Source organism: Clostridium sp. NSJ-49, from assembly GCF_014287725.1.
Classification (GTDB): domain Bacteria; phylum Bacillota; class Clostridia; order Clostridiales; family Clostridiaceae; genus Clostridium; species Clostridium disporicum_B.
Window position 1 is genome coordinate 25,721 of sequence record NZ_JACOOP010000023.1, and the last position, 23,513, is coordinate 49,233.

Genomic DNA, 23,513 nt, shown 5'->3' on the forward strand with positions numbered 1-23,513 from the left:
GCCACTTTTTATTTTAAAAATAATAAGTTGTGATTTATAAGTTATTATTTACAATGATTTCGACAACTGCAAAAGTTATCAGAAAATTAAAAAAATAGAAATAAATAGGGAAATATTGTATAATAAAATTAACAAGGTTTATGAGAGGGAGTGATTATATGTTTCAGTTTGAAACCCAATTAAAAAAGCTTAAGCATGAAGTATTAACTGAAGTAGCGAAACTTGCCAAAAAGAATGAAATATCCTTAGAAAGTATCGAAAAAGTTCCTTATGAAGTTATTAAAGGTGATAAGGCACAGTATAGATGTTGTGTATATAAAGAAAGAGCAATTGTTCTAGAAAGAGCTAAGCTTGCTGCAGGTTACCTTGCAAACGGGGATAATTTTGACACAGAACTTATAGACATAAGACCGGATGAACAAATTATATATATTATTGAAGCAGCTTGTGATAGGTGTCCAATAGATAAATTTAATGTTACAGATTCTTGTAGAAACTGTCTTGCTCATAGATGTAAAGAAGCTTGTAATTTTGGGGCGATAAATATAGTTGCAGGAAGAGCATATATAAATCAAGAATTATGTAAAGAATGTGGTATGTGTAAAAGGGAGTGCCCTTATGATGCTATATCCGAAGTTATGAGACCATGTAAGAAGTCATGTCCTACAGGTGCTTTAGATATAAATGAAGAAGATAGAAGAGCTATTATAAAGGAAGAGATATGTGTAAACTGTGGATCTTGTATGAGATCATGTCCTTTTGGAGCTATATCAGATAAGAGTTTAATAGTTCCTGTTGCTAAGAGACTGGGAAGACATAGAAAGATGTATGCAGTAGTAGCACCAGCTATAACAGGGCAATTTGGACCAACTATGAATTATGGTAAGATAAGAAATGCTTTTAAAGCTTTAGGATTTGAAGATATGGTTGAAGCAGCTTTAGGGGCTGATGCTGTTACAGTTCATGAAAGTAATGAATTTGTAGAAAGAATGGAAAGAGGAGATAAGTATATGACTAACTCTTGCTGTCCAGGATTTCTAAGCTTTATAGAAAAGACAAATCCAAGTGAAAAAGATAGAATATCAAAAACAGTATCTCCTATGGTAGCAACTGCAAGATATATTAAGAGCAAAGAACCAGATGCTAAGGTAGTATTTATTGGACCATGCACGGCTAAAAAAGGAGAAGCAGTTAGATTAGGAGTAAGTGAGGCAGTAGATTATGTATTAACATTTGAAGAGTTATTAGCTTTATTTGAAGCCTTTGATGTAAATCCTTTTGATATGGAAGACGAAAATGTTAATGATGCTTCAGTATTTGGAAGAGGATTTGGTATGGCTGGAGGACTTACAGCAGCTATACAAAACTATGTATCTGATAGTGGATGTAAGGCAGAATTTAAACCAGTTCAAGTTTCAGGATTAGATTGTAAGAAAACCATGAATCTTGCTAAAATGGGCAAATTACAAGGTAATTTTATAGAAGGTATGATGTGTGAAGGTGGATGTATAAATGGTGCTGGAACAATAGTGCCACCACTTAGAGCAAGAGGAGCTTTTACTAAGATTAATAATAGAACTACAATTAAGGCTGTTCTTAAGAATAGTACATTAAGTGAGTTTGAAGATATAAATCTTGAGAGAGAATAGTAACATAAGAGGAATTGAAAATTTCAGTTCCTCTTATATTTTTGTAATAGTTTGAAAAGTTATAAGAATGAATGAAAAAATGAGTTATAATAAAATAAATAGTTCTAATTGGTAATATTTAACCATATTAAGGTAATAATATAAAAAGTAGTTGTTGAAAGATTTAGACTAAAAAGATATATTATAAATATAAGTTGTTAGCACTCAATAATGGTGAGTGCTAAAAATAAAAGTATATTTTTAGGAGGAAATAAGATGAATATAAAACCATTAGGTGATAGAGTAGTAATTAAAAAATTAGAAGCTGAAACTACAACAAAGAGTGGAATAGTTTTATCAGGTACAGCGAAAGAAAGACCACAAGAAGCTGAAGTTATGGCTGTAGGACCAGGAGCTATTCATGAAGGTAAGAGAATAGAAATGGAAGTTAAAGTTGGAGATAAAGTATTATATTCTAAATATGCAGGAACAGAAGTTAAGGTTGATGGAGAAGAATACACAATATTAAAACAAGATGATATTTTAGCTATAGTTGAATAGGGAGGTTTTTGAGAGATGGCAAAGATGATTCAATTTGGAGAAGAAGCAAGAAGAGCTATGCAAGCTGGTGTTGATAAGCTAGCTGATACAGTAAAGGTTACTTTAGGACCTAAAGGAAGAAATGTAGTATTAGATAAAAAATTTGGTTCACCACTTATAACTAACGATGGTGTATCAATTGCAAGAGAAATAGAATTAGAAGATCCATATGAAAATATGGGAGCTCAATTAGTTAAAGAAGTTGCAACTAAAACTAACGATGTTGCAGGGGATGGTACAACTACAGCTACTCTTTTAGCTCAAGCTATTATAAGAGAAGGGTTAAAGAACGTAACTGCAGGAGCAAATCCAATATTACTTAGAAATGGTATAAAAAAAGCTGTTGATGTTGCAGTAGAAGAAATTAAAAATAGTTCTAAGCCTGTAAATGGTAAAGAAGATATAGCTAGAGTTGCTGCTATATCAGCTGCAGATGATGAAATAGGTAATCTTATAGCAGAGGCTATGGAAACAGTAGGTAACGAGGGCGTTATAACTGTAGAAGAATCTAAATCAATGGGTACTGAACTAGAAGTAGTTGAAGGTATGCAATTTGATAGAGGATATGTATCAGCTTACATGGTAACTGATACAGAAAAAATGGAAGCTGTTTTAGATAATCCACTTATCTTAATAACTGATAAGAAGATTTCTAATATACAAGAAATACTTCCAATATTAGAGCAAATAGTTCAATCAGGAAGAAAGTTATTAATTATAGCTGAAGATATTGAAGGGGAAGCTATGACTACATTAGTAGTTAATAAGTTAAGAGGAACTTTCAATTGTGTAGCTGTTAAAGCTCCTGGATTCGGAGATAGAAGAAAAGAAATGCTTCAAGATATAGCTATACTTACTGGTGGAGAAGTTATATCTGAAGAATTAGGAAGAGATTTAAAAGAAGTTACTTTAGACATGCTTGGTCAAGCAGAAAGTGTTAAAGTGACTAAAGAAAACACTACTATAGTAAATGGTAGAGGAAGTAAAGAAACTATAAAAGAAAGAATTCATCAAATAAGAACTCAAATAGAAGAAACAACTTCTGAGTTTGATAGAGAAAAGTTACAAGAAAGATTAGCTAAGCTTGCTGGTGGAGTTGCTGTAATTAAAGTTGGTGCAGCTACAGAGACAGAATTAAAAGAAAGAAAGCTTAGAATAGAAGATGCTTTAGCAGCAACAAAAGCAGCTGTTGAAGAAGGTATAGTATCTGGTGGAGGAACAGCTTATGTTAGCATAATTAACAAGGTAGCTGAATTAACTTCAGATGTTGCAGATACTCAAGTTGGTATAAATATAATATTAAGAGCTTTAGAAGAGCCAATGAGACAAATAGCTACAAATGCAGGAGATGAAGCTTCTGTTATAGTAGATAAAGTTAAGAATAGCGAAAATGGAATTGGATATGATGCTTTACATGGAGAATATGTAAATATGATTAAAGCTGGTATCGTTGACCCAACTAAGGTTACAAGATCAGCACTTCAAAATGCTGCATCAGTAGCATCTACATTCTTAACAACTGAAGCTGCAGTTGTTGACATTCCAGCAAAAGAACCTGCAATGCCAGCACCAGGAATGGGCGGAATGGATGGAATGTACTAAAATAATTAAAAAGAATAATTAGCAATTAATTTGAGATAACTAAAGATTAGTATCAATGCAATTATGAATCAATTTAATAATCGTTAAAGATTATTTGATGATTAATTGGAGAATAATTAATTGCTAGAGTTGATAAAGAAACTGCTTTATTAACTACTCTGTTTATTTGACAGAGTATGGTTAATTAATGCAGTTTCTTTTTTATTTGAAAGAGTTAAGTAAAAAGTATTAATAAAATGTGAGTTTAATGCAAATTTTAATAAAGATATAAATAGAGCGATAAAAAATAGTATTAATAGAAATTATCGACAAATATAAAGTTTACGTGGAAGTATCATTTTTTTTCGTGTATAATTTTAGGTGAATTAATGGAAAAGTATAATATAAATGAAAATGGTGATAAATATTGGAGTTATTTTTTGTCGTATTATTTGGGCTTTGTATAGGAAGTTTTTTAAATGTATGTATATATAGAATTGCTAGAGAGGAGTCTATTTCCTTTCCACCATCTCGTTGTACAAGCTGTGGGTATGAACTTAAACCTAAAGATTTAGTTCCAGTATTAAGCTATGCTTTTTTAGGTGGGAAATGTAGAAGCTGCAAAGAAAAGATAAGTATTAGATATCCACTAATAGAATTGTTAAATGCTTTATTATATGTAGTAATTTATTTAAACTACGGATTTAGTTTTGAACTGTTTAAGTTTGCAGTGTTTGCTTCACTTATGATAGTTATTGGATTTATAGATTTTGATACGAAATATGTATTTAATTCAACAGTTATCTTTGGAGTAATAAGCGGAATTGTTTTTTTATTAGCTGAATGGATAATTATTAAAAATATTCCTTGGACAAATATTGCAGGAGCCGCAATTGGTTTGGGTGTTATATGGGCTATAGTTGCCTTAACTGGAGGAATGGGTGAAGGTGATATAGATATAGCACTTATATGTGGATTATTTCTAGGTATTAAAGGAATAGTGGTTACTTTATTTTTAGCCTTCATATTTGGAGGATTGGTAGGGGCAATTATATTGATATTAAAGCTTAAAGATAGAAAAGCTGAGATGGCTTTCGGACCGTATTTAGCTATTGGAGGAATAATAGCATCAATTTATGGAAGTAGATTAATAGAATATTACTTAGGATTATTTTAGTAAGAAATAATAGAAATTTAAATATAAATAGAAGTTAAATAATTACTTATCGAATAAAAATAGATAAATAATATTAAGAATACAATTGCGCAAAAGATGATTATATAAGTATTTAGGAGGTCTTTAATGGCGTTAGGTGAAAAACGTAGGTTAGGTGATATATTAATTGATGCTGGGAAAATAACGATATATCAATTACAAGAGGCTTTGAAATCTCAAAGAGTTTTAGGAAAGAAGCTTGGAGAGGTATTAGTTGAAAGCAGGATAATTAGTGAAGAAGATATACTCGAAGCTATTGAAACTCAGACAGGAATAGAAAAAATAGATTTAAATAGTATTGAATTTGATAATAAGACATTAAATTTAGTTACAGAAAATCTATGTAGAAGGCATATATTAATTCCATTTGGATTTAAAAATAATAAAATTCAAATTGCTATGTCTGATCCATTAAATATATTTGCTATAGATGATGTAAATATATCAACAGGTATAGAACCAGAAATCTATATATCATCAAAAAGTGATATACAAAAATTTATAGATCTTAACTATAGTACAGAGCAAGTTTTTAAGGCAGCTCAAGAGCTTACTAAGGAGACATTAGAATCTAAAAATATAGCTGATAATATTGAAGAAATTGATGATGTTAAAAATGCTCCAGTTGTTAAAATGATAGATTATATGTTTAGAAACTCTATAGAGATGAGAGCATCAGATATACATATAGAACCTTTCGAAAAGGAAATAAGAATAAGATATAGAATAGATGGCGAGCTTCAAACTGTTAATACGTTAGGAATAGAAAGCTTAGCTCCATTAGTAGCTAGAATTAAAATACTAGCTGGTCTTAATATAGCGGAAAAAAGAGTACCTCAAGATGGAAGAATTATTACTAGAGTAGGTAATAATGATGTTGATCTAAGAGTTTCTATTTTACCAGTAGTTAGTGGAGAAAAAATAGTTATAAGAATACTTAATAGAAGTAGTTATAAATTAGGGAAAGAACATTTAGGGATGAATGAAAATAATCTTAATAAACTTAAGAACATAATTTCTAATCCTCATGGTATTGTACTAGTTACTGGACCAACAGGAAGTGGTAAATCAACTACACTTTATACCGTATTAAATGAATTAAATTCAGATGATGTTAATATTGTTACTATTGAAGATCCAGTTGAATATACGTTAGATGGTATAAATCAAGTTAATGTTAATTCTAAATCAGGAATGACATTTGCATCTGGGCTTAGAAGTATTCTAAGACAAGATCCTGATATAGTCATGATAGGAGAAATTAGAGATGAGGAAACTGCTCAAATAGCAATAAAAGCAGCTATAACAGGTCACTTAGTTTTAAGTACACTACATACAAATGATTCAGCATCATCTATAACAAGGCTTATAGATATGGGGATAGAGCCGTATTTAGTATCTACATCAATCTGTGGAGTTATTGCACAAAGACTTGTAAGAAGAATTTGTCCTAACTGTAAAGAAGCTTATGAAGCAACTGATTATGAAAAGAAAATTTTAATCGGTAACATTGAAGAGAATCTTATTTTATATAAAGGACAAGGTTGTGGACATTGTAATGGTACAGGCTATTTGGGGAGAATTGGGGTCTATGAAATTATGGATATAACCAGAAAACATAGAGATTTAATTAATGAAACTAAAAATCCAAATGTTCTTAAAGATTTATCTTTAGAAAATGGAATGACTACACTAGGGCAAGAGTGTAAAGAGTTAGTTCTAAAAGGAATAACTACAATAAATGAACTTGCTACGATTACTTTACTAAGTGATATATAAAGGTGGTAATGAATAATGGCGAAGTTTAAATATAGAGCCATGAGTGGGAATGGTAAAAAGATTGAAGGAAATCATGTTGCCAATTCAAGAGATGAAGTTATTCAAATGATAACGTCTAATGGATATTATCCACTTATGATAGAAGAAGTAGTAGAGAGCACTAATATTGAATTAGGATTTGGTGAGAAAGTAACAACTAAAGATATTGCTATATTCTGTAGACAACTATATACAATGATTGATGCAGGGGTATCTATAAATAGATCTTTAAATATTATGGCAAACCAGCTTACTAATAAAAAACTTAGAAAAGTAACTTCTGAAATAGAAGAAGATGTTAAAAAAGGTGAAATGCTTTCAGCAGCAATAAAGAAGCATGATGATGTATTTCCACAACTTCTTATAAGTATGGTTGAGTCAGGAGAAATAAGTAGTAACCTTGACACTATGATGTTAAGAATGTCTACTCATTTTGAAAAGGAAAATAAGCTAAATAATAAAATAAAAGCTGCAATGACATATCCAACAATATTAGGAATTGTAGCAGTATGTGCCGTAATGTTTATTATGACATTTGTAATGCCTACATTTATAGAAATGTTTGAAAGTGAAGGAGTTGTACTTCCGATAACTACAAAGATTCTTATAAATATTAGTGCAATATTACAAAAGAATTTCTTATTTATAATAATTTGTATTATATTTGCAGCTGTAGGATTTAAATTTTATAGCAGAACAGAACATGGAATATATACAATAAGTAAATTGAAGTTACATTTACCTATAATAGGTGAGTTAAATAAAAAGATAATAGTTTCAAGATTTACAAGAACATTGTCTACACTAATTGCTAGTGGGGTATCATTAGTTCATTCATTACCTGTAGTTGCAGGAGTTCTTGGAAATAAAATTGCAGAAGATGCAATTAATAAAGTAAGAGAAGAAGTAACAAAAGGTGAAGGTTTAAGTGAACCAATAAAAGAAGCAGGAATATTCCCAGAAATGTTATCTTCAATGATAAACATAGGAGAAGAAACTGGGCAATTAGATGAAATATTAAACAAAACAGCAGATTTCTATGATGAAGAAGTAGAACAAGCTATTCAAACAACAACAGCATTAATAGAACCATTGCTTATTGTAGTAATGGGACTTGTAATAGGATTTATAGTAATTTCAATAATGCTACCAATGTTTGATATGTACACTGCAATGTAGGTTTTAATTAAAAATTAAAATAAATACAATACATAATATTAAGGGGGAAATAAAAATGATGAAATTAAGAAACAAGAAAAAAGGATTTACTCTTATAGAGTTAATTATTGTTATTGCTATTATAGCAATATTGGCAGCTATTTCCATTCCAAAATTTGGAGAAGTAAGAAAAAAATCATATGTAAGTTCTGATGTAGCAAATGCAAAGACAATAGCAAATGCAGCTACGGCATTATTAGCAGAAGGTGAGATTACAGCTCCGAAGTCTACAACTAAAACTTTAACTATATCAGCTTCAGATACTAATGAAGAGGCAGGTAAAATAGAAGGATATTTACAAAGTATGCCTACGCCTAAATCAAAATCAGGAAGTTTCATTGTAGAAATAACATCAGATGCTAAGGTTACTGTTAAGGCTGATGGAGAAATTTTCTTCCCAAGATAAAAAAGATAGGAAGTGGAGATTTGTATGAAAATAAATAAGAAAAAAGGATTTACTCTTATAGAGTTAATTATTGTAATTGCTATTATAGCTATATTAGCAGCAATAGCTATACCAAAGTTTGGTGAGGTTAGAAAAAATGCTAATATTAAATCAGATATAGCAAATGCTAAAACAATTGCTAATGCTACTACAGCATTATTAGCTGAAGGGGAAATTGAACCAGATTATTATATATTAGGGAAAAATGATGCAGCAGATTCAACTGATATCGAAGAATATTTACAAAGTGTACCAAGACCAAAAAGTGTATCAATAGATGGATTTTTTGCAGTTAGAGTTAATACTGATGGCTCAGTAAAAGTAATAGCTGTTGGAGAAGACGCAGAAACAGGAAAAGAAGCTGGAAAAGAATTTTTCCCAGAGCAAAATGTTGATGTAGAAGCTATTGAATAGATAGTGTGAAAAGTGTAAAGCATAAGCTTTACACTTTATCCTATAAATTATAAAACTGAATTATAGGATAAGGTGTAAATCTCTTAAAGATTAAAATAATACCTAAGGGGTGAAGTAATGTCAGATGAAAATAAGAAGAAGTTTGATTTTTCTAAGTTAAAGGAACTTGGTCAAATGGATTTAAAGGATTTAAAAAAGCTTAAGATAGGTAATAGCAAGGATAGTAGCAAGGGCGTTATGTCTAAGCTTAATGTTAAAATAGAAAAACCAAGAAATGTTGTAAGTTTTGATATTGGAGCTAGTGCTATAAAGATAGCTTCAGGAAAGTATCATAAGGGTAAATTGGTTATAAATAATTGTACTGAAATAGTAACGCCTGAAGGCACTATTGCTGATGGGAAGATACTTAATGAAAATCAGTTATCTGAAATGCTTAAATTTTCTTTGAAGGATATTAAGGTAAAAGCAGCAGATGCTATTATCACTACTAATTCATCTTTAATAATTAACAGAGAAATTATGATTCCTAAGGTTGAGGATGAAGAGTTGGATACTGTTATAAGATATGAAATACAGCAATATTTACCTATTAATCTTAATGATTATGTTATTCAATTTATTATTTTAGATGAGGTTGAAGCTGAAAGTGGTAATAAGTATAAAGTTAATGTTATTGCTTACCCAGATAAGATTTCTAGAGATTATTATAATTTAATAAATTCAATAGGATTAAATCCATATGCTTTAGATGTTACTTATAATTCTCTTAATAAAATAGCTAATTACTCAGAGTTAGCTAAGGAAAATGAAGAGTGTACTGTTGCTTTTGTAGATATGGGAGGAACTACTACTAATATAATAATCTTAAAGAATGGTAAGCTTGATTTTACAAGAATGATGAGAGTTGGTGGAGAAAATATTAATTTTGCTTTAGCTGAAGAGTTAGGTATGGCTGCAAAATCAACAGAAGCATTAAAGATTGAAAAATCAGATTTAGATGATATTAAAGAAGATGATTTTATTAATATAGCATTAAAAAAGGTGTTAGGTAATATTTCTTTAGAGATTGAGAGAATATTTAAGTTTTATTTAAGCAAAAGTGTAGGGAATAAAATAGATAAGATATACCTTTATGGTGGAACTTCTAACATTAAGGGTATTGAAAAGTATGTTAAAGATAAATTTAATATGCCTGTTAAAAAAATAGACAAGCTTAATAATGTTGATTTTACTTCAAAGGAACTAAAAGAGCTTTCTATGGATAGATATTTAAATGCCATAGGTGCAATCATTAGATTATAGGGAGGAAATATGAGAAGAGATATTAACTTTTTTAGCCCTTATCAAGGAAAGAAAAAAGAACAAAAAAATCAGAATATTTATAAATACTCCTTATCAGGATTTGTAGCAGCATTTATTGTTGGGACATTAGCATGGAATAGTATTAATTTATATAAGGTTAATAAAAGTATAGCTGATTATACTGCTAAATTAGAAGATCCATCAATTGTAGAGAAAGTATTAGAAGCAGAGCAAACAGAAGCTAAGTTAAATCTTTTAAGTAGTTATGAAAAGCAATTAAATACGATATATAAAGGTGTTGAGAGTAGAGATGTTGTATCAAATGAGATTCTAAATATGATAAGTTCAACATTGCCAACAGAAGTTAGTTTTAACAGCTTAAATCTTACTAATACTGAAATAACAATGCAAGCTACATCTACTAATAGAACTGCTATTGCTGAAGTTCAATATAATTTAAAGCAACTTAAAAATATTCAAGAAGTTTACATAGGTGCAATATCTGGTGATGAGAAGTATACATTTGATATAAGATGTACTTTAAAGGATGGTGAATAACATGAAGATTAGTAAAAAGGAAAAAATGCTTTTAGGAGTATTAGGAACTGTATTAGTAAGTGTTATTTATTATCAATTTGTATATGTTAATCAAGTAGAAAAGCTAGAAATTAAAAGAGCAGAATTAAGTGAAGTTGAAAATAGATATACAACTACAATGCAAACTATTGCAAATTTAGAAAATAAGAAATCTGAAATAAAAGTAATAAACTCTAATATTGAAGAGAAATCAGGAATATTTTATCCAACAATACTTCAAGAAAAGATAATATTAGAAATAGATACATTAATAACTGCAAGTGGATTAAAGGCAAATATATCATTTAATCCAATAGAAGTCGCAGCAGTTGAAACTTTTACTGTAACAGAGGTTATAAAAACAGAAAGTACACTTCAGTTTATAGCAGATAGTTATACAGGCTCACGAGATACAACTTTAGCTGATAATAATGGTGAACAAAAAGTTGAAAACAATGTTGTTTTAAGTAATGGGGAAACTTCAAATGAAGGAAATTCTCAAGCTATTGCTACAGATAATTCAGCAACAGCTGAACAATTAAAAATAGGAATAAGCTTTAATGGTTCTTATGATGCATTGAAGAGATTTATAGGATTGTTAGAAGGATATAGCAGAAAGATTAATATAACTAATTTAGCTATAACTCCAACATCAACTACTGATGTTACTGGAAGTATGAGTTTAGAGCTATATGGTATTCCAAAGCTTAATGATAAGGATATTGAATACTTAAAATGGGAATTAGAAAATACTTATGGAAAAGATACTCCATTTACAGTAGGAGCAGCTAATGGTGCTTATAGTTCAACTATTGAACAGCTTGGGACAGAGGCAGATATTAATGATTTTGTAATGCTACTAAGAGCACCAGCATCAGAATTACCTACTTTAACTTTAGGTAGAGCTAATGATAGTGATAGAACAACATATTTATATTCAGATAATGTAAAAACTGAAGAAGCAGAGATAGAATTTAATGAGTTAGATGGTAAATTATATTACAAATACAAAACAACTTCAGGATATTATCCAAAGGATAATACTTCGACAGGTGCAGAGTTTACTACTAAATCAGATAACATAGTAATTAATATAACAAGTGAAGCAAGAGTTGGAACAGACGATAATTCACAAGTAAAGCTGAAAGTTATCAACAACACTGAAAGAAAAGTAGAAGTATTTGTGGAAAAAGACGATACATCTAATCCAAGAATTGAAATTCAAAGCTCGGGTAACTCAGTTAATGTTAAAAATAAGTAGGTGTTGAAATGAGAATATGTAAGCATAAAAAGAAAGGGATGACATTAATAGAGGCAATCATTAGTGTTGCCCTTTTATCAATTTTAATAGTTCCTATTTCAGGATTAGTAATGACTTCAGTTAATACAAATAAGAGAGCTGAAATAAAACAAGAAGCTACATTTTTAGGACAAAAGCTTTTAGAAGAAATGAAGGTTTATGACAAGATAAAGCTAGATAGTAATGGTAATTTTCAGTTACTAAATGGTCAGGGAATAAAAAGAGTTAATACTGATGAAAGGGCTGCTGATTTTAATAATTTTAATGGGAAGTTCAGTATAGATAAATATGCTGTAGAAATTAAATTAATTAAAGACGATGAATTTACTTATGAAGATATTAGTAAAGATCCTTTAGAAAATATAGTATTTGATTATAAATTAGAGTTTAAAGGGGATGCTTCAAAAACAGTTACTTTATACAAAAATACTGAATCAGGATTGTCTGAAGTAAGCAGCTATTATCCAATAGTAAATAATAATTTAAATTTAAAAATAGGTAATGGAATACTTATCTTGTTAAATAATGAAATTGAAATGATTAATGATTCTGGGGTACCTATAAGTAATGATAATAATATTTTAATTGATTTAAATGATAACTTTACAGGAAATATTAAATTAGATTTTTATAACCAAACAGATATTGAAAAAAATATATATATTAAAAAGAATTCATCAACTACAGGAAAAGTTGAAGTTAATTCATATATAGGTAAGATAAAAATATTTAATAACATAATATCGAGCACTAAAAATACATTAGGTGATTTATATAATGTAGAAGTTACAGTTAGTAATAGAGGAAATACATTATTTAATGGAATAGTATCTCAAAATATATGGATACAATAATTAAAAAGTAGGGGGGGAGTTTGATGAGTAATAAGTTAAAGAAAAAAGGTTCTAGCTTAGTTGTTATAACTGTTGTTATGGCAATATTATTTACTACAAGTACAGCAATACTTACTTTAGTAACAAGTGATTATAAGATGAGAATTAATGAGAGTAGACGTATTGAGAATATGTATAAGGCAGATTCAGGGCTTGATGTTGTTTATAACGTTATAGTAAAAAATAGCGAAGCTGCAATATTGAAGGCTAGTAAAGAAGTAACTAAAAAGTATAAGGATTCTACTGAAGATATAAGTAGTTTGTATGAAAAAATGAACAAAGACTTTAAAGAAGAGTTTATTAAGTTTTTAGGTAAAAGCGCTGCTAATAAAGGAGAAAATAAAGATACAGATGCATTACTAGCGCAAGGTATAGTTAATAATAAATATATGATATTTAGTGAAGATACTGATAGTTTTGGTTGGAAAAATTATGAGAGAAGTGCTGATGTAACTGCTAATCCTGTAATAGAAATATTAGATTACGAGTATAGGGATACGTCAATAGAAGAAGGCAAAGGTGAGATAAGAATTAAAGTTAAATCTACCTTTGAAAGTTTAACTGGTGAATTTAAAAACACAAAAACAATATCTACAGAATTTGTTATAAAAACTCCAGATTATGAAGGAAGTTTAGTAGCATCTACTAATACGGAAAATATAGAAATTCAACCTGTATTTGACGGTAAAGCTATAACGGCAGATGGAAATATGAATGTAACTGGTAATGTAAGTATAAAAGGTGATATTTGGATTAAGGGTAATCAAGAAAATATAGAAAATCCTAATTATGTTTTTGATAAATATAGAGGGGGAGTAATAGTAGATAACAGCACTTTAAATATAGACGGAAATATATATACTGCTAATACGCTACAATTAAAAAATAATACAAATGTTACTGTAACAAATGATATTTATGCCTTAAATACTTATGTAGGTAAAGATAACACGGATGCTACATCTTCAAATAACATTTTAAATGTAAATAAAAATTTAGTGGTAAATAATGATTTAGCTTTAAATGCAACTGAAAGTAGTATAAATATAGATACTAATTTTTATGGAATAAATGATAAAACTACAGTAGCAGATACTGCAGAAAAAGCAATGAAATCAAGTAGTATTATTGTAAATGAAATTGGACTTAAAGAAGATAATACACCTACATCTTCAATAACAGTTAATGGTGATTCGTATATTATGGGAGTTGCATATATAAATGCTACTGATAATGAGGGAAATAAATATCAAACCGGTGAATCTGTAGCAGTTAAAGGCAATTACTTAGCTTATACAGATATATTAGCTGAATATGAAGATAATGTAACTATGAAATATTACAATCCTTTACAGTTAATTGAATTTATTGATGGGGATGATACTTTAAAAAAGAAAGCTGAATATATTAAAGAATATTATGCTGCTAATTCAAGTGAATTAAAAACAGGTGGAGTAAATCTAAAAGGAAATGTATCTTCAGTTGGAGCTTATATTGATAAAGCTGGCAAAGTGCAATATGACAATAGTTGGAGCGGAGATGCTGTTATTGATGGAATAAGAAGCGAATTTGCTAGGAATGTATTTGCAATGGGAAATACAAATGGAGTAGATTCTGATAAAGATAATAGCGAATTGTATTCTGCTGGGCAAGTTGTTAATACTGTAAGTAATCAAGTTGATTTTTCAAAAATTGTAGAAGGTATTACATTAAATGAAAAGTACGGACAAGTATATTTAGATAATACAGCTTCAGAAGTAACAATAATAGATAACAAGATAGGAAATAAGGAAATAAAAGAAGGCGTTATTATAGTAAAAAATAATATTAATATTGAAGATGATTTTGATTTTAAAGGAATTATTATAGCCGGTGGAGATGTTGAATTTAAAAATACAGTTTCAAATACTGTAAAGATAGAATATGATGAAAATATAGTAAGAAAAGTAATAGCATCAAATTATGATGTATTAAAGAATATTTTTATAGGAAGCAAAATAAATGACGCTGAAGTTAATGTTGGAGAATTAATAAATGTAGAAACTACTACAAATGGATATGAGGTAGACTCATACTTATCAACAAATAATTGGAAGATACTAAAGTAAAGAGGTGAATTATTTGAAGAAAAAATCAACAGGGTTTACGGTAATAGAATTAGTAATAACACTAGCTATTACCACAATGATTATAGGAGTAGCATATACTTTCTTTTTCACAAATAATAAAACCTTAAACACTACAGAGATAAATTCAGAACTTCAATACGAAGCAGAAAATATTGAAAAGTTATTATTAAACTTAGGAACTCAGGCTAAGAATATTGAAATTGTTGATAATATAGCTGCTAATGATCCACTTAATAAATATTCGTTGTTACCTATTAATAGTGTTGAAGAAAAGAACTATAAGAAGTCTATAAATAATATAGTTTTAAATTATGAAGATACAAGTAGGTTTGAATTAACATTAGAAAGTAATGGAACATTAAAGACTAGTTTTAATGATGAAAGTGGTACAAGTGATATAGCAGAAACGATTCTATCAACTAATGTTATAGATATAAAAATAAGACCTTTAGATGTGAGAATGATTGTTAATGAAGGGATTATTAAGATGGAAAGTACACTATTAAGTGATTCACCTGGACTTGAATTTAACATAACTTTAGCTAAGAAAAAGGGCTATTCAGATGTTAAATATGAAAGCACTATTTTGGTGAAATTTAGAAATAATTAATAAGGGGAGGGAAGAGAATGTTTAATAAATTTGAAATAAATAAGAATAAAATTATTAGCTTTTTATTGATTTTTCTTTTAATTGTAGGGTGGATGTCTGGGGACATTGTTAAGGCTGATGATACTGTTAATGAAGTAGAAGAACATCAACATATAAATGAAGATAATCATGATGAAGAGCTTGAATTATATGCTTCTGAGACTATTAAGCCACAAATTGATATAAATTATTTAGGGACAACTCCCAGTAATCCAATGGAAGGACAAGATTTTAAGGTTAGATATCAAATAGTACCACATCCATTTCAACATAATTTATCAAAGCCGAAAGAAATAGTTATGGTTTTAGATGTATCTGGAAGTATGGCGGGAACTAAAATAAGTAATTTAAAGATAGCGGCTAAAAACTTTATAAATACAATGAGTGATACATTAGATGATAAAATTACACCAAAGATAAGTAATTTAAAAATTGGAATAATAACTTATAGTAAAAATGGTAAAAAGGAATATGATTTAGTTGAAGTAACAAATGAAAGTAGTGTTAATTCAAAAAATGTTGAGAATTTAATAAAAGAAATAGAAGGGTTAAAAGCAGATGGAGGAACTAATACTGGTGATGGATTAAGAAAAGGAGCTAATATGCTTTATGAGTCAAAATCCGATGCAAATAAAGCTATAATATTTATGGGGGATGGAGAGCCTACATATTATACATATGAAGGAACTACAAATCAAAGTTATTGGAAGTGTAATTGTACAGGAATTGAAAATAATGGATGTGGTAGAATTCAATGTACTAGTAGTAATCCATGTAAATATAGTCATGGATGGAATAAAAATTGTAAAGAAGTAACTGAAACAGTAAATAAGTATTATACAACATTGAATTATGATAATAAATCTGTAGGAGGAAAGGGTAGCAGTGATAATGATGGTATGTCACTTGGATATGCTACTACAATAGGTAATATAATAAAGGATAAAAAATATAATGTATTCACCATTGGTTATGGTTTGGGTGATGAAGATAGTGATGCAAATATTAAAATGAAAACTATCCATGAATCTATGGGAGGAATAACATTAGGAGAGAAAAGCACTTTTTTTGCTACTGATACAGGTGCTATAGATTCTGTATTTAGTAAAATTGCTGATACTTTAGAGAAAAGTTATTCGTTTTCAGATGCACAGTTAAATTTGAATTTATCAGATAGTATACAAGCTGTTGATGGATTTTCAGTAGATGATGGGAATGGAAATATAATAAAAGTAGATCCAATAAATTATGTTCTAGGTAAAGGTAATTGGTATACAGCAGATACTCAAATAATTGAATTTACTATAAGAGCCAATAAAGTAGGAGATTATAATTTATTTAAAGGTAATGATAAATTAACATATACAGATATATATGGGAATAAGAAAGAAATTCCAGTAGAAAATACTACAATATCTATAAAACCTTTTGAGGCTTCTGAAGCACAAAAGTTAGGTGTTGATTTTCATAAGGATTCAAATGGATATTTAATAGGTGATACTTTAAGAGCTAGTGTTACTTTAACTCATCCTGGTATGGATGGAATAATTTATAATAATGCAAAGTTCAATGCAATCAAAATACCAAACAACTTTAACCTTACTGGTGAAAATGGTGTAGAGTTGTATTTTGGAACTGTTGATAAAACAATTAGTAAGGAATATGAATTTGAAATTGGTGATGATGAAGAGGTAACTACTGATAATGAAAAGGTATATATATTAAGTGGAAATTATAGCTATATATTAAATCAAAACGGTGCTAATACATCAATAAATGGAGATAATAGTTTAGCTATTAATGTAAAAAGAGGTCAGATAAATGTTAAGGTGATAGATGAAGAAGGAAATGATATTACTAATTTATCTAATATAGTAATTAAAGATAAATTATCTAATGAAATAAATGGAGAACTAAATGAAGGTAGTATAGTATTCAATAATATTTCTAGTGGAAATCATGAGCTAGTAATTAAATCATTACCTGATGGATGTACACCTTTAGAAAGTGGGAATAATGCTAAGGTTGGAGTTAATTATACAAATAATGTAGTTAACTATATATTTAAAGTAACTGGGACTGTTGCTTCAAGTGAATTAGATATTCAAGCTAATCTAATAGGTAATACACCTAGTTATCCGTATGTAGGTGATGAAATAACAATAACTTATGAAATTGATCCAAAAGAATTTGTTAAATCACAATCAGGTAATATTAATTTTAATAATGCTAAATTATTATTTAATCTAGGTGATAAGTTCACAGCTGTTGAAGATGGTGGATTAGTTAAAGATAGTGATGGAAAATATAGCTTAGATTTTAGAGATAAAATTAAATATACTTATGACAGTGTAAATGATAAATATATTGCTGATAAGTTTACAGTTTCATTTAAGGTAATAGCAAATACTCATGGAAATGACTTAACTTTTAGGAGTGCTAATATAGAATTTGAAAATATACTATCATCTAATAATGAGAGTATTATCAATGATATATCTATGCCAACTATAACAGTTATTAAAAATGAAGTTATACCTGAATATAATGGACCTGATATAAGAATATTAGAAATAGAACCAGCAGATAGTTTTAAATTAACAAGGAAATCAGGAGCTGTTGGAACTGGAACAGAAGAAGTATTAATTAACCAGTTTGACAATGAATATAAAGTAGAAATAACTCACATGACTATGTCAGAGTTCATCGGTAAAGTAGATGACTTAAATGGTAAATACGATGTAATAGTAGTGGGGAGATATGTAGATAATTCATTTAGTGTTTCTAATTACGGTGAGAACATTTTATGGTTTAAGGATTATGTAGCTTTAGAAAATGATATAACTGATAAAAAGGCAAGTGAGATTGAAGAATTTATTAACTCTGGCCAACTTGTATATATAGATGAAGCTATAAATGATCTAACTAATTCAGAGGGCTTTAAAATATATAATTATACAGTTAATGAAGATGGTAAGTGGAATCAACAAAAGGTTAACTTGGTAAAAGATATGAGAGTTAGCACAAATGATAATAGTAAAAGAATAACTATAGACAATATAGTTGAGAAATATGTAAATTATATTAATTCAAATATTAGTGTAAAAAGACCTATAACAATATCTTCAAGTCCTGTTGGTGATACACATGAGGATATTTTAGGTGTAGTTTATAAAAGAAATATGAGATTTGATATTAAATCATCAGTGATGGATGAGGATGTAAAAATTAATTTATATTTAGATATTAATGGAGATGGACTATTTAAGGAAGAAGAGATTGTAAAACAAGTTAATAATGTAAGAATTCCAGAAGAGGGATATAGGTTAGAGTATAACTTTTATAATGATTATCCTCAATTTATAGGATATGTAGATTGGAGAATAGAAGTAGTAAAAGAAATTAGTGAAAATTACTATGAACCTATTAAATCTTACTTTGATGGAAATATATTATTTAGAAGATTAACAGAAGAAAAGCAAGTTATTAATGTATTGCAGATTTCACCATTCGGAAGAGGAAACCTGAATAGTGGAGCAAATTCATCAGCTAGTTCTAGGGGAGGGAATCTTAATTTAGCTACTAATGCAGCTTTTCAGGCTCTTTTAAAGCAAAAAGAGGTTCAAGATTATGAAATCATAGTCGAAGTAATAAGTTATGAGGATTTCTATCAAGGAAACTATGCAGGACCTGGTAAAGATTCTTTAAATGGTAGCAAATATGACATGGTAATAATGGGCTTTGCAGATGCTTTTATAGAAAATATAAGCATGAAAGGAATAGAAGAAATTAAAGAATTTATTTCAACAGGTCAAGGACTTATGTTAACACATGATACAATATGGTATAAGACTTGGCAGTATGGTGCTAATATTAGAAAAGCAAATGAATTGGTTAAAACTTTTAGAGATTATATAGGGCAGTCTAGATATATAGACCCTTTAAACCCAGAAGAAAAAGATTTAGATGGTACGAAAATAGAACATGATTCATACGTTCCAGCCACTAATAATACAACGGAATCATATGCAAATGAAGCAGGTGCAACTTTAGCTGAAATGACTAATTTAACTGGTGGAATTAATGGCTCTCAAGGGGTTAATTTAACAAATAGTATAGAAGTGTATAAGACAAATGAAACACTTCTAACTAATTATCCATTTAGTCTAGGTGAAACAATAAGAGTTAGAAGAACTCATGGACAATACTTACAACTTAACTTTGAAGATGATGATGTTGTTCCGGTATTTAATTTAACAAATAATAATGGAGATATTTCAAGTCTTAGTAATGCATATAAAAATAGTATAGTAAATAAATATGATTCACGAAATTATTATTATACTTATTCTAGAGGAAATATTACTTTTTCTGGAACAGGTGAAAATCAAAGAGAAGCTATAGAATACCCAGACTCAGAGTTAAGGCTATTTGTTAATACAATAGTAAAAGCTGAAAGAGGTGCTAATCATAAACCTAGTATAACTGCATTAGAAAATATAACAGAGATATCGCCTAATGTTGATTTGAATTTTAATATTGTGGTAAAAGATATTGATGGCGATTTAGTTAAAGTAACAAATGTTAAGCTAAATGGTGAAAGTATAAATTCAGGTAATAATATTCCAAGTGAATTTAAAACACAGGGATAATCTTTTCCTATAACTATTTCTAAAAATAAGTTTGGATCTATAGATGAAGAAATGATTATTACAATTGAAGCTGAGGATAAGAGAGGAGCTAAAACAACTAAGGATTATGTAGTAATACCTACATTAGATCCTCTATTAGTAGCAAGTGAACAAAATATAGAAACATTAGTAGGTGAAAGTGTTCAAGTTAAGATAGAATTAGATAAGCAAAATGAAGATGGTAATAGCTATATATCTAATATAAATGCTGAAGAAAGTTATAACTCTGATTATATTTCTATTAATAATATAAATATAATAAATGAAGATAATAAGACTTACTTAGTAGGAGATTTAGTTGCTAAAAATGTTTTAGCAGGGCATGAAATTAATATTGCTATAAGCTATACAAGTAAAGCTAATATTAAAACAACTACTGCTAAAATTATAGTTAATAGTAAACAAGGTGAAGTAACTGTTATAGTAACTGGAGTAAATGGAGAAAATTTAGCGATAAATACTGAAGTTATATTAGAAAATACTAATGGTGAGCAAATCAAAGGAAGAGTATCAGAAAGTGATGGACAAGTGAGGTTTAACTCAGTTAAAAGTGGTAGTTACAGTGTAAGTATTGGTGAAAGCGAGGGGTATACAATATCAGAAGTATTGCCAACAAATAAATTTACATTAAACTATGAAAAAAATTCACAAATTGTCTATGCTAAGTTAGTTCCAAAGATAGCAGATATGACTCACGGTTTATATGAAGGTGTTTCTGGGAATTCAATTTTAATAAATGAAAATATTAATGGTTTTGAAATGGCTGCTGAAGCTAATATTAATTTTGGTTCTACTTTTAAATTAAGTGGAAATGGTGTTGAAATTAGATTAAAGGTAGCTAATGAATTACTAGATACTGATTCAAAAAATAATATAAAGGTATATAAAGTAGTTGAAGGTTCTGGTGAAGCTAAATTACAGGAGATAGATAAGAATAAAATAAGTGTAATGTATGAAGCTGTTGGATATAAAATTAGAATAAATGAAAATATTCAAAGTGATACTCAAATTTTAATAAGATATACAGGAAAGATACCTAAAGAAAGTAGTATTTTTGAAAGACAATATACTAATAACATTACGATTAATGGAGAAAGTAAGGATGTTAAAGTATATACTACTAAAAAGAGTATAACTCTACCAGACCTATTCTAACTAAAAATTAACATATTAAACGCAAGCAGTATAAACATTGAAATTTTGATGTAAATATTGCTTGCTTTTTATATGAAACAAATATTGACAAGATAATACCTATAAACTATAATAGTAACAATAACAAAATACGAACAATAAAGACTGCTTATATATCCCCCTAATATGGAGGGGAGTATCTACCGGAAGCCGTAAATTTCCGACTATAAGTGAAGTTTGATATAGCTTGTTTTTGCAAGGATTTCTTAGCATAGGCATATTATCTTCACTTAATGAAGATAATATGTCTGTTTTTTTTATAATTAAATGTTTAAGGGGATGAAGGATTATGGCAAAAATACTAAAAACAGCTTATACATTCGATGATGTATTATTAGTACCAAATAAATCAGAAGTGTTACCTAATCAAGTTAGTTTAAAAACTAAGTTAACTAAAACTATTACTCTTAATATTCCTTTAATGAGTGCTAGTATGGATACAGTTACTGAATCTAAGATGGCGATTGCTATGGCAAGAGAAGGCGGAATCGGAATTATACATAAAAACATGCCAATTGAAGAGCAAGCTAGAGAAGTTGATAGAGTTAAGAGACAAGAAAATGGTGTAATAACTGACCCTATTTTCTTAAATGAAAATCATACAGTAAGAGAAGCTTTAGATTTAATGGCTAGATATAGAATATCTGGGGTTCCTGTTACAAGAGGAACTCAATTAGTTGGAATAATAACTAACAGAGACATAGTATTTGAAACAAATTATGATAGATTAGTTTCAGAAGTTATGACTAAGAGTCCATTAGTTACTGCTCCAGAAGGAACAACGTTAGATCAAGCTTTAGAGATATTAAAGACTCATAAAATTGAAAAATTACCTTTAGTTGATAATGAAAATAACTTAAAGGGGCTTATAACAATTAAAGATATAGAAAAGGTTAGGGCGTTTCCAAATGCAGCAAAGGATTCAAGAGGTAGACTTCTTTGTGGAGCATCTGTTGGGATAACAGCTGATATGATGGATAGAGTTGATGCTTTAGTTAAAGCTCAGGTAGACGTCATTACTTTAGATACAGCTCACGGTCATTCAAAAGGTGTTATTGAAGGTGTTAAGAAGATAAAAGCTAAATACCCTGAACTTCAAATAATAGCTGGTAACATAGCTACAGCAGAAGCTACAAAAGATTTAATAGAAGCTGGTGCTGATTGTGTTAAGGTTGGTATAGGGCCTGGGTCAATATGTACTACAAGAATAGTTGCAGGTGTTGGTGTACCTCAATTAACTGCAGTTATGGATTGTGTTGAAGAAGCTGTTAAATATGGTATACCAGTAATAGCTGATGGTGGATTAAAATATTCAGGAGATATAGTTAAGGCATTAGCTGCTGGAGCATCTGTTTGTATGATGGGTTCAATGCTTGCAGGTTGTGAAGAATCTCCAGGTGAAACAGAAATATATCAAGGAAGACAATATAAAGTTTACAGAGGAATGGGTTCTCTAGGGGCTATGGAGAAAGGTTCATCTGATAGATACTTCCAAAATGGAACTAAGAAGTTTGTTCCGGAAGGAATTGAAGGAAGAGTTGCTTACAAAGGATATGTAGCAGATACATTATATCAATTAATGGGTGGAATAAGATCAGGGATGGGTTACCTTGGAGCACCTACATTAGTTGACTTATATGAAAATGCAACTTTTGTTATCCAAACTTCTTCAGGAATAAGAGAAAGTCATCCACATGATGTAAAGATAACTAAAGAAGCACCAAACTACAGTGTAAGTGAATAGTTTGACTATTTAATAGTTTCTAATTAATTATTAAAATAGAGTTTTAGAGATAATTTATATTTAAAATTAATAGATTTGAAATTGGGGAGAAAAGATATATAGGCTTATATACAAA

The 23,513-nt window shown here is 29.1% G+C and carries 17 protein-coding genes and 1 riboswitch; all 17 genes read left to right on the top strand.

Going from position 1 to position 23,513, the window contains the following annotated elements; genetic code table 11:
* The first annotated feature begins 158 nt into the window (after positions 1-158).
* A complete protein-coding gene (locus tag H8S10_RS09700) occupies positions 159-1,649 on the top strand; it encodes a 4Fe-4S dicluster domain-containing protein (protein ID WP_055266580.1) in 1,491 nt (496 codons plus the stop codon).
* Positions 1,650-1,904: 255 nt separating this feature from the next.
* Positions 1,905-2,189 (top strand): co-chaperone GroES, encoded by a 285-nt coding sequence (groES, locus tag H8S10_RS09705; protein WP_055266578.1) that lies wholly within the window; start codon positions 1,905-1,907, stop codon positions 2,187-2,189.
* 15 nt (positions 2,190-2,204) lie between these two features.
* Complete coding sequence (gene groL, locus H8S10_RS09710; protein ID WP_186838722.1) at positions 2,205-3,830, top strand: chaperonin GroEL; 1,626 nt, start codon at positions 2,205-2,207, stop codon at positions 3,828-3,830.
* A gap of 406 nt (positions 3,831-4,236) precedes the next feature.
* Positions 4,237-4,986, top strand: a complete 750-nt coding sequence (locus tag H8S10_RS09715) for an A24 family peptidase (protein WP_186838723.1) — start codon at positions 4,237-4,239, stop codon at positions 4,984-4,986.
* Between the two features lie 126 nt (positions 4,987-5,112).
* Positions 5,113-6,804 (top strand): GspE/PulE family protein, encoded by a 1,692-nt coding sequence (locus H8S10_RS09720; protein ID WP_186838724.1) that lies wholly within the window; start codon positions 5,113-5,115, stop codon positions 6,802-6,804.
* A 15-nt stretch (positions 6,805-6,819) separates the two neighbouring features.
* Entirely contained in the window at positions 6,820-8,022 is a 1,203-nt protein-coding gene (locus tag H8S10_RS09725; RefSeq protein ID WP_186838725.1) for a type II secretion system F family protein, read from the top strand.
* 55 nt (positions 8,023-8,077) lie between these two features.
* On the top strand, positions 8,078-8,467 hold the full coding sequence (locus H8S10_RS18270; protein ID WP_279287170.1) for a prepilin-type N-terminal cleavage/methylation domain-containing protein: 390 nt from the start codon (positions 8,078-8,080) through the stop codon (positions 8,465-8,467).
* A 24-nt stretch (positions 8,468-8,491) separates the two neighbouring features.
* A complete protein-coding gene (locus H8S10_RS18275; RefSeq protein WP_207731868.1) occupies positions 8,492-8,920 on the top strand; it encodes a prepilin-type N-terminal cleavage/methylation domain-containing protein in 429 nt (142 codons plus the stop codon).
* 117 nt (positions 8,921-9,037) lie between these two features.
* On the top strand, positions 9,038-10,222 hold the full coding sequence (pilM, locus tag H8S10_RS09740) for a type IV pilus assembly protein PilM (protein ID WP_186838726.1): 1,185 nt from the start codon (positions 9,038-9,040) through the stop codon (positions 10,220-10,222).
* A 9-nt stretch (positions 10,223-10,231) separates the two neighbouring features.
* Entirely contained in the window at positions 10,232-10,780 is a 549-nt protein-coding gene (locus H8S10_RS09745; protein ID WP_186838727.1) for a PilN domain-containing protein, read from the top strand.
* Position 10,781: 1 nt separating this feature from the next.
* Positions 10,782-12,059, top strand: coding sequence for a hypothetical protein (locus H8S10_RS09750; RefSeq protein ID WP_186838728.1), 1,278 nt, complete (start codon positions 10,782-10,784; stop codon positions 12,057-12,059).
* A gap of 8 nt (positions 12,060-12,067) precedes the next feature.
* The gene (locus H8S10_RS09755; RefSeq protein WP_186838729.1) at positions 12,068-12,952 is read left to right on the top strand and encodes a type II secretion system protein; all 885 of its coding nucleotides are present in this window, start codon (positions 12,068-12,070) and stop codon (positions 12,950-12,952) included.
* Between the two features lie 23 nt (positions 12,953-12,975).
* Entirely contained in the window at positions 12,976-15,099 is a 2,124-nt protein-coding gene (locus H8S10_RS09760) for a hypothetical protein (protein ID WP_186838730.1), read from the top strand.
* 13 nt (positions 15,100-15,112) lie between these two features.
* Entirely contained in the window at positions 15,113-15,730 is a 618-nt protein-coding gene (locus H8S10_RS09765; protein ID WP_186838731.1) for a prepilin-type N-terminal cleavage/methylation domain-containing protein, read from the top strand.
* 17 nt (positions 15,731-15,747) lie between these two features.
* A complete protein-coding gene (locus tag H8S10_RS09770; protein ID WP_186838732.1) occupies positions 15,748-20,421 on the top strand; it encodes a DUF5057 domain-containing protein in 4,674 nt (1,557 codons plus the stop codon).
* A 51-nt stretch (positions 20,422-20,472) separates the two neighbouring features.
* Complete coding sequence (locus H8S10_RS09775; RefSeq protein ID WP_186838733.1) at positions 20,473-21,615, top strand: carboxypeptidase-like regulatory domain-containing protein; 1,143 nt, start codon at positions 20,473-20,475, stop codon at positions 21,613-21,615.
* Positions 21,616-21,743: 128 nt separating this feature from the next.
* Positions 21,744-21,841, top strand: a riboswitch (purine riboswitch).
* 102 nt (positions 21,842-21,943) lie between these two features.
* A complete protein-coding gene (gene guaB, locus H8S10_RS09780) occupies positions 21,944-23,398 on the top strand; it encodes an IMP dehydrogenase (RefSeq protein ID WP_055266549.1) in 1,455 nt (484 codons plus the stop codon).
* Positions 23,399-23,513: the final 115 nt, after the last annotated feature.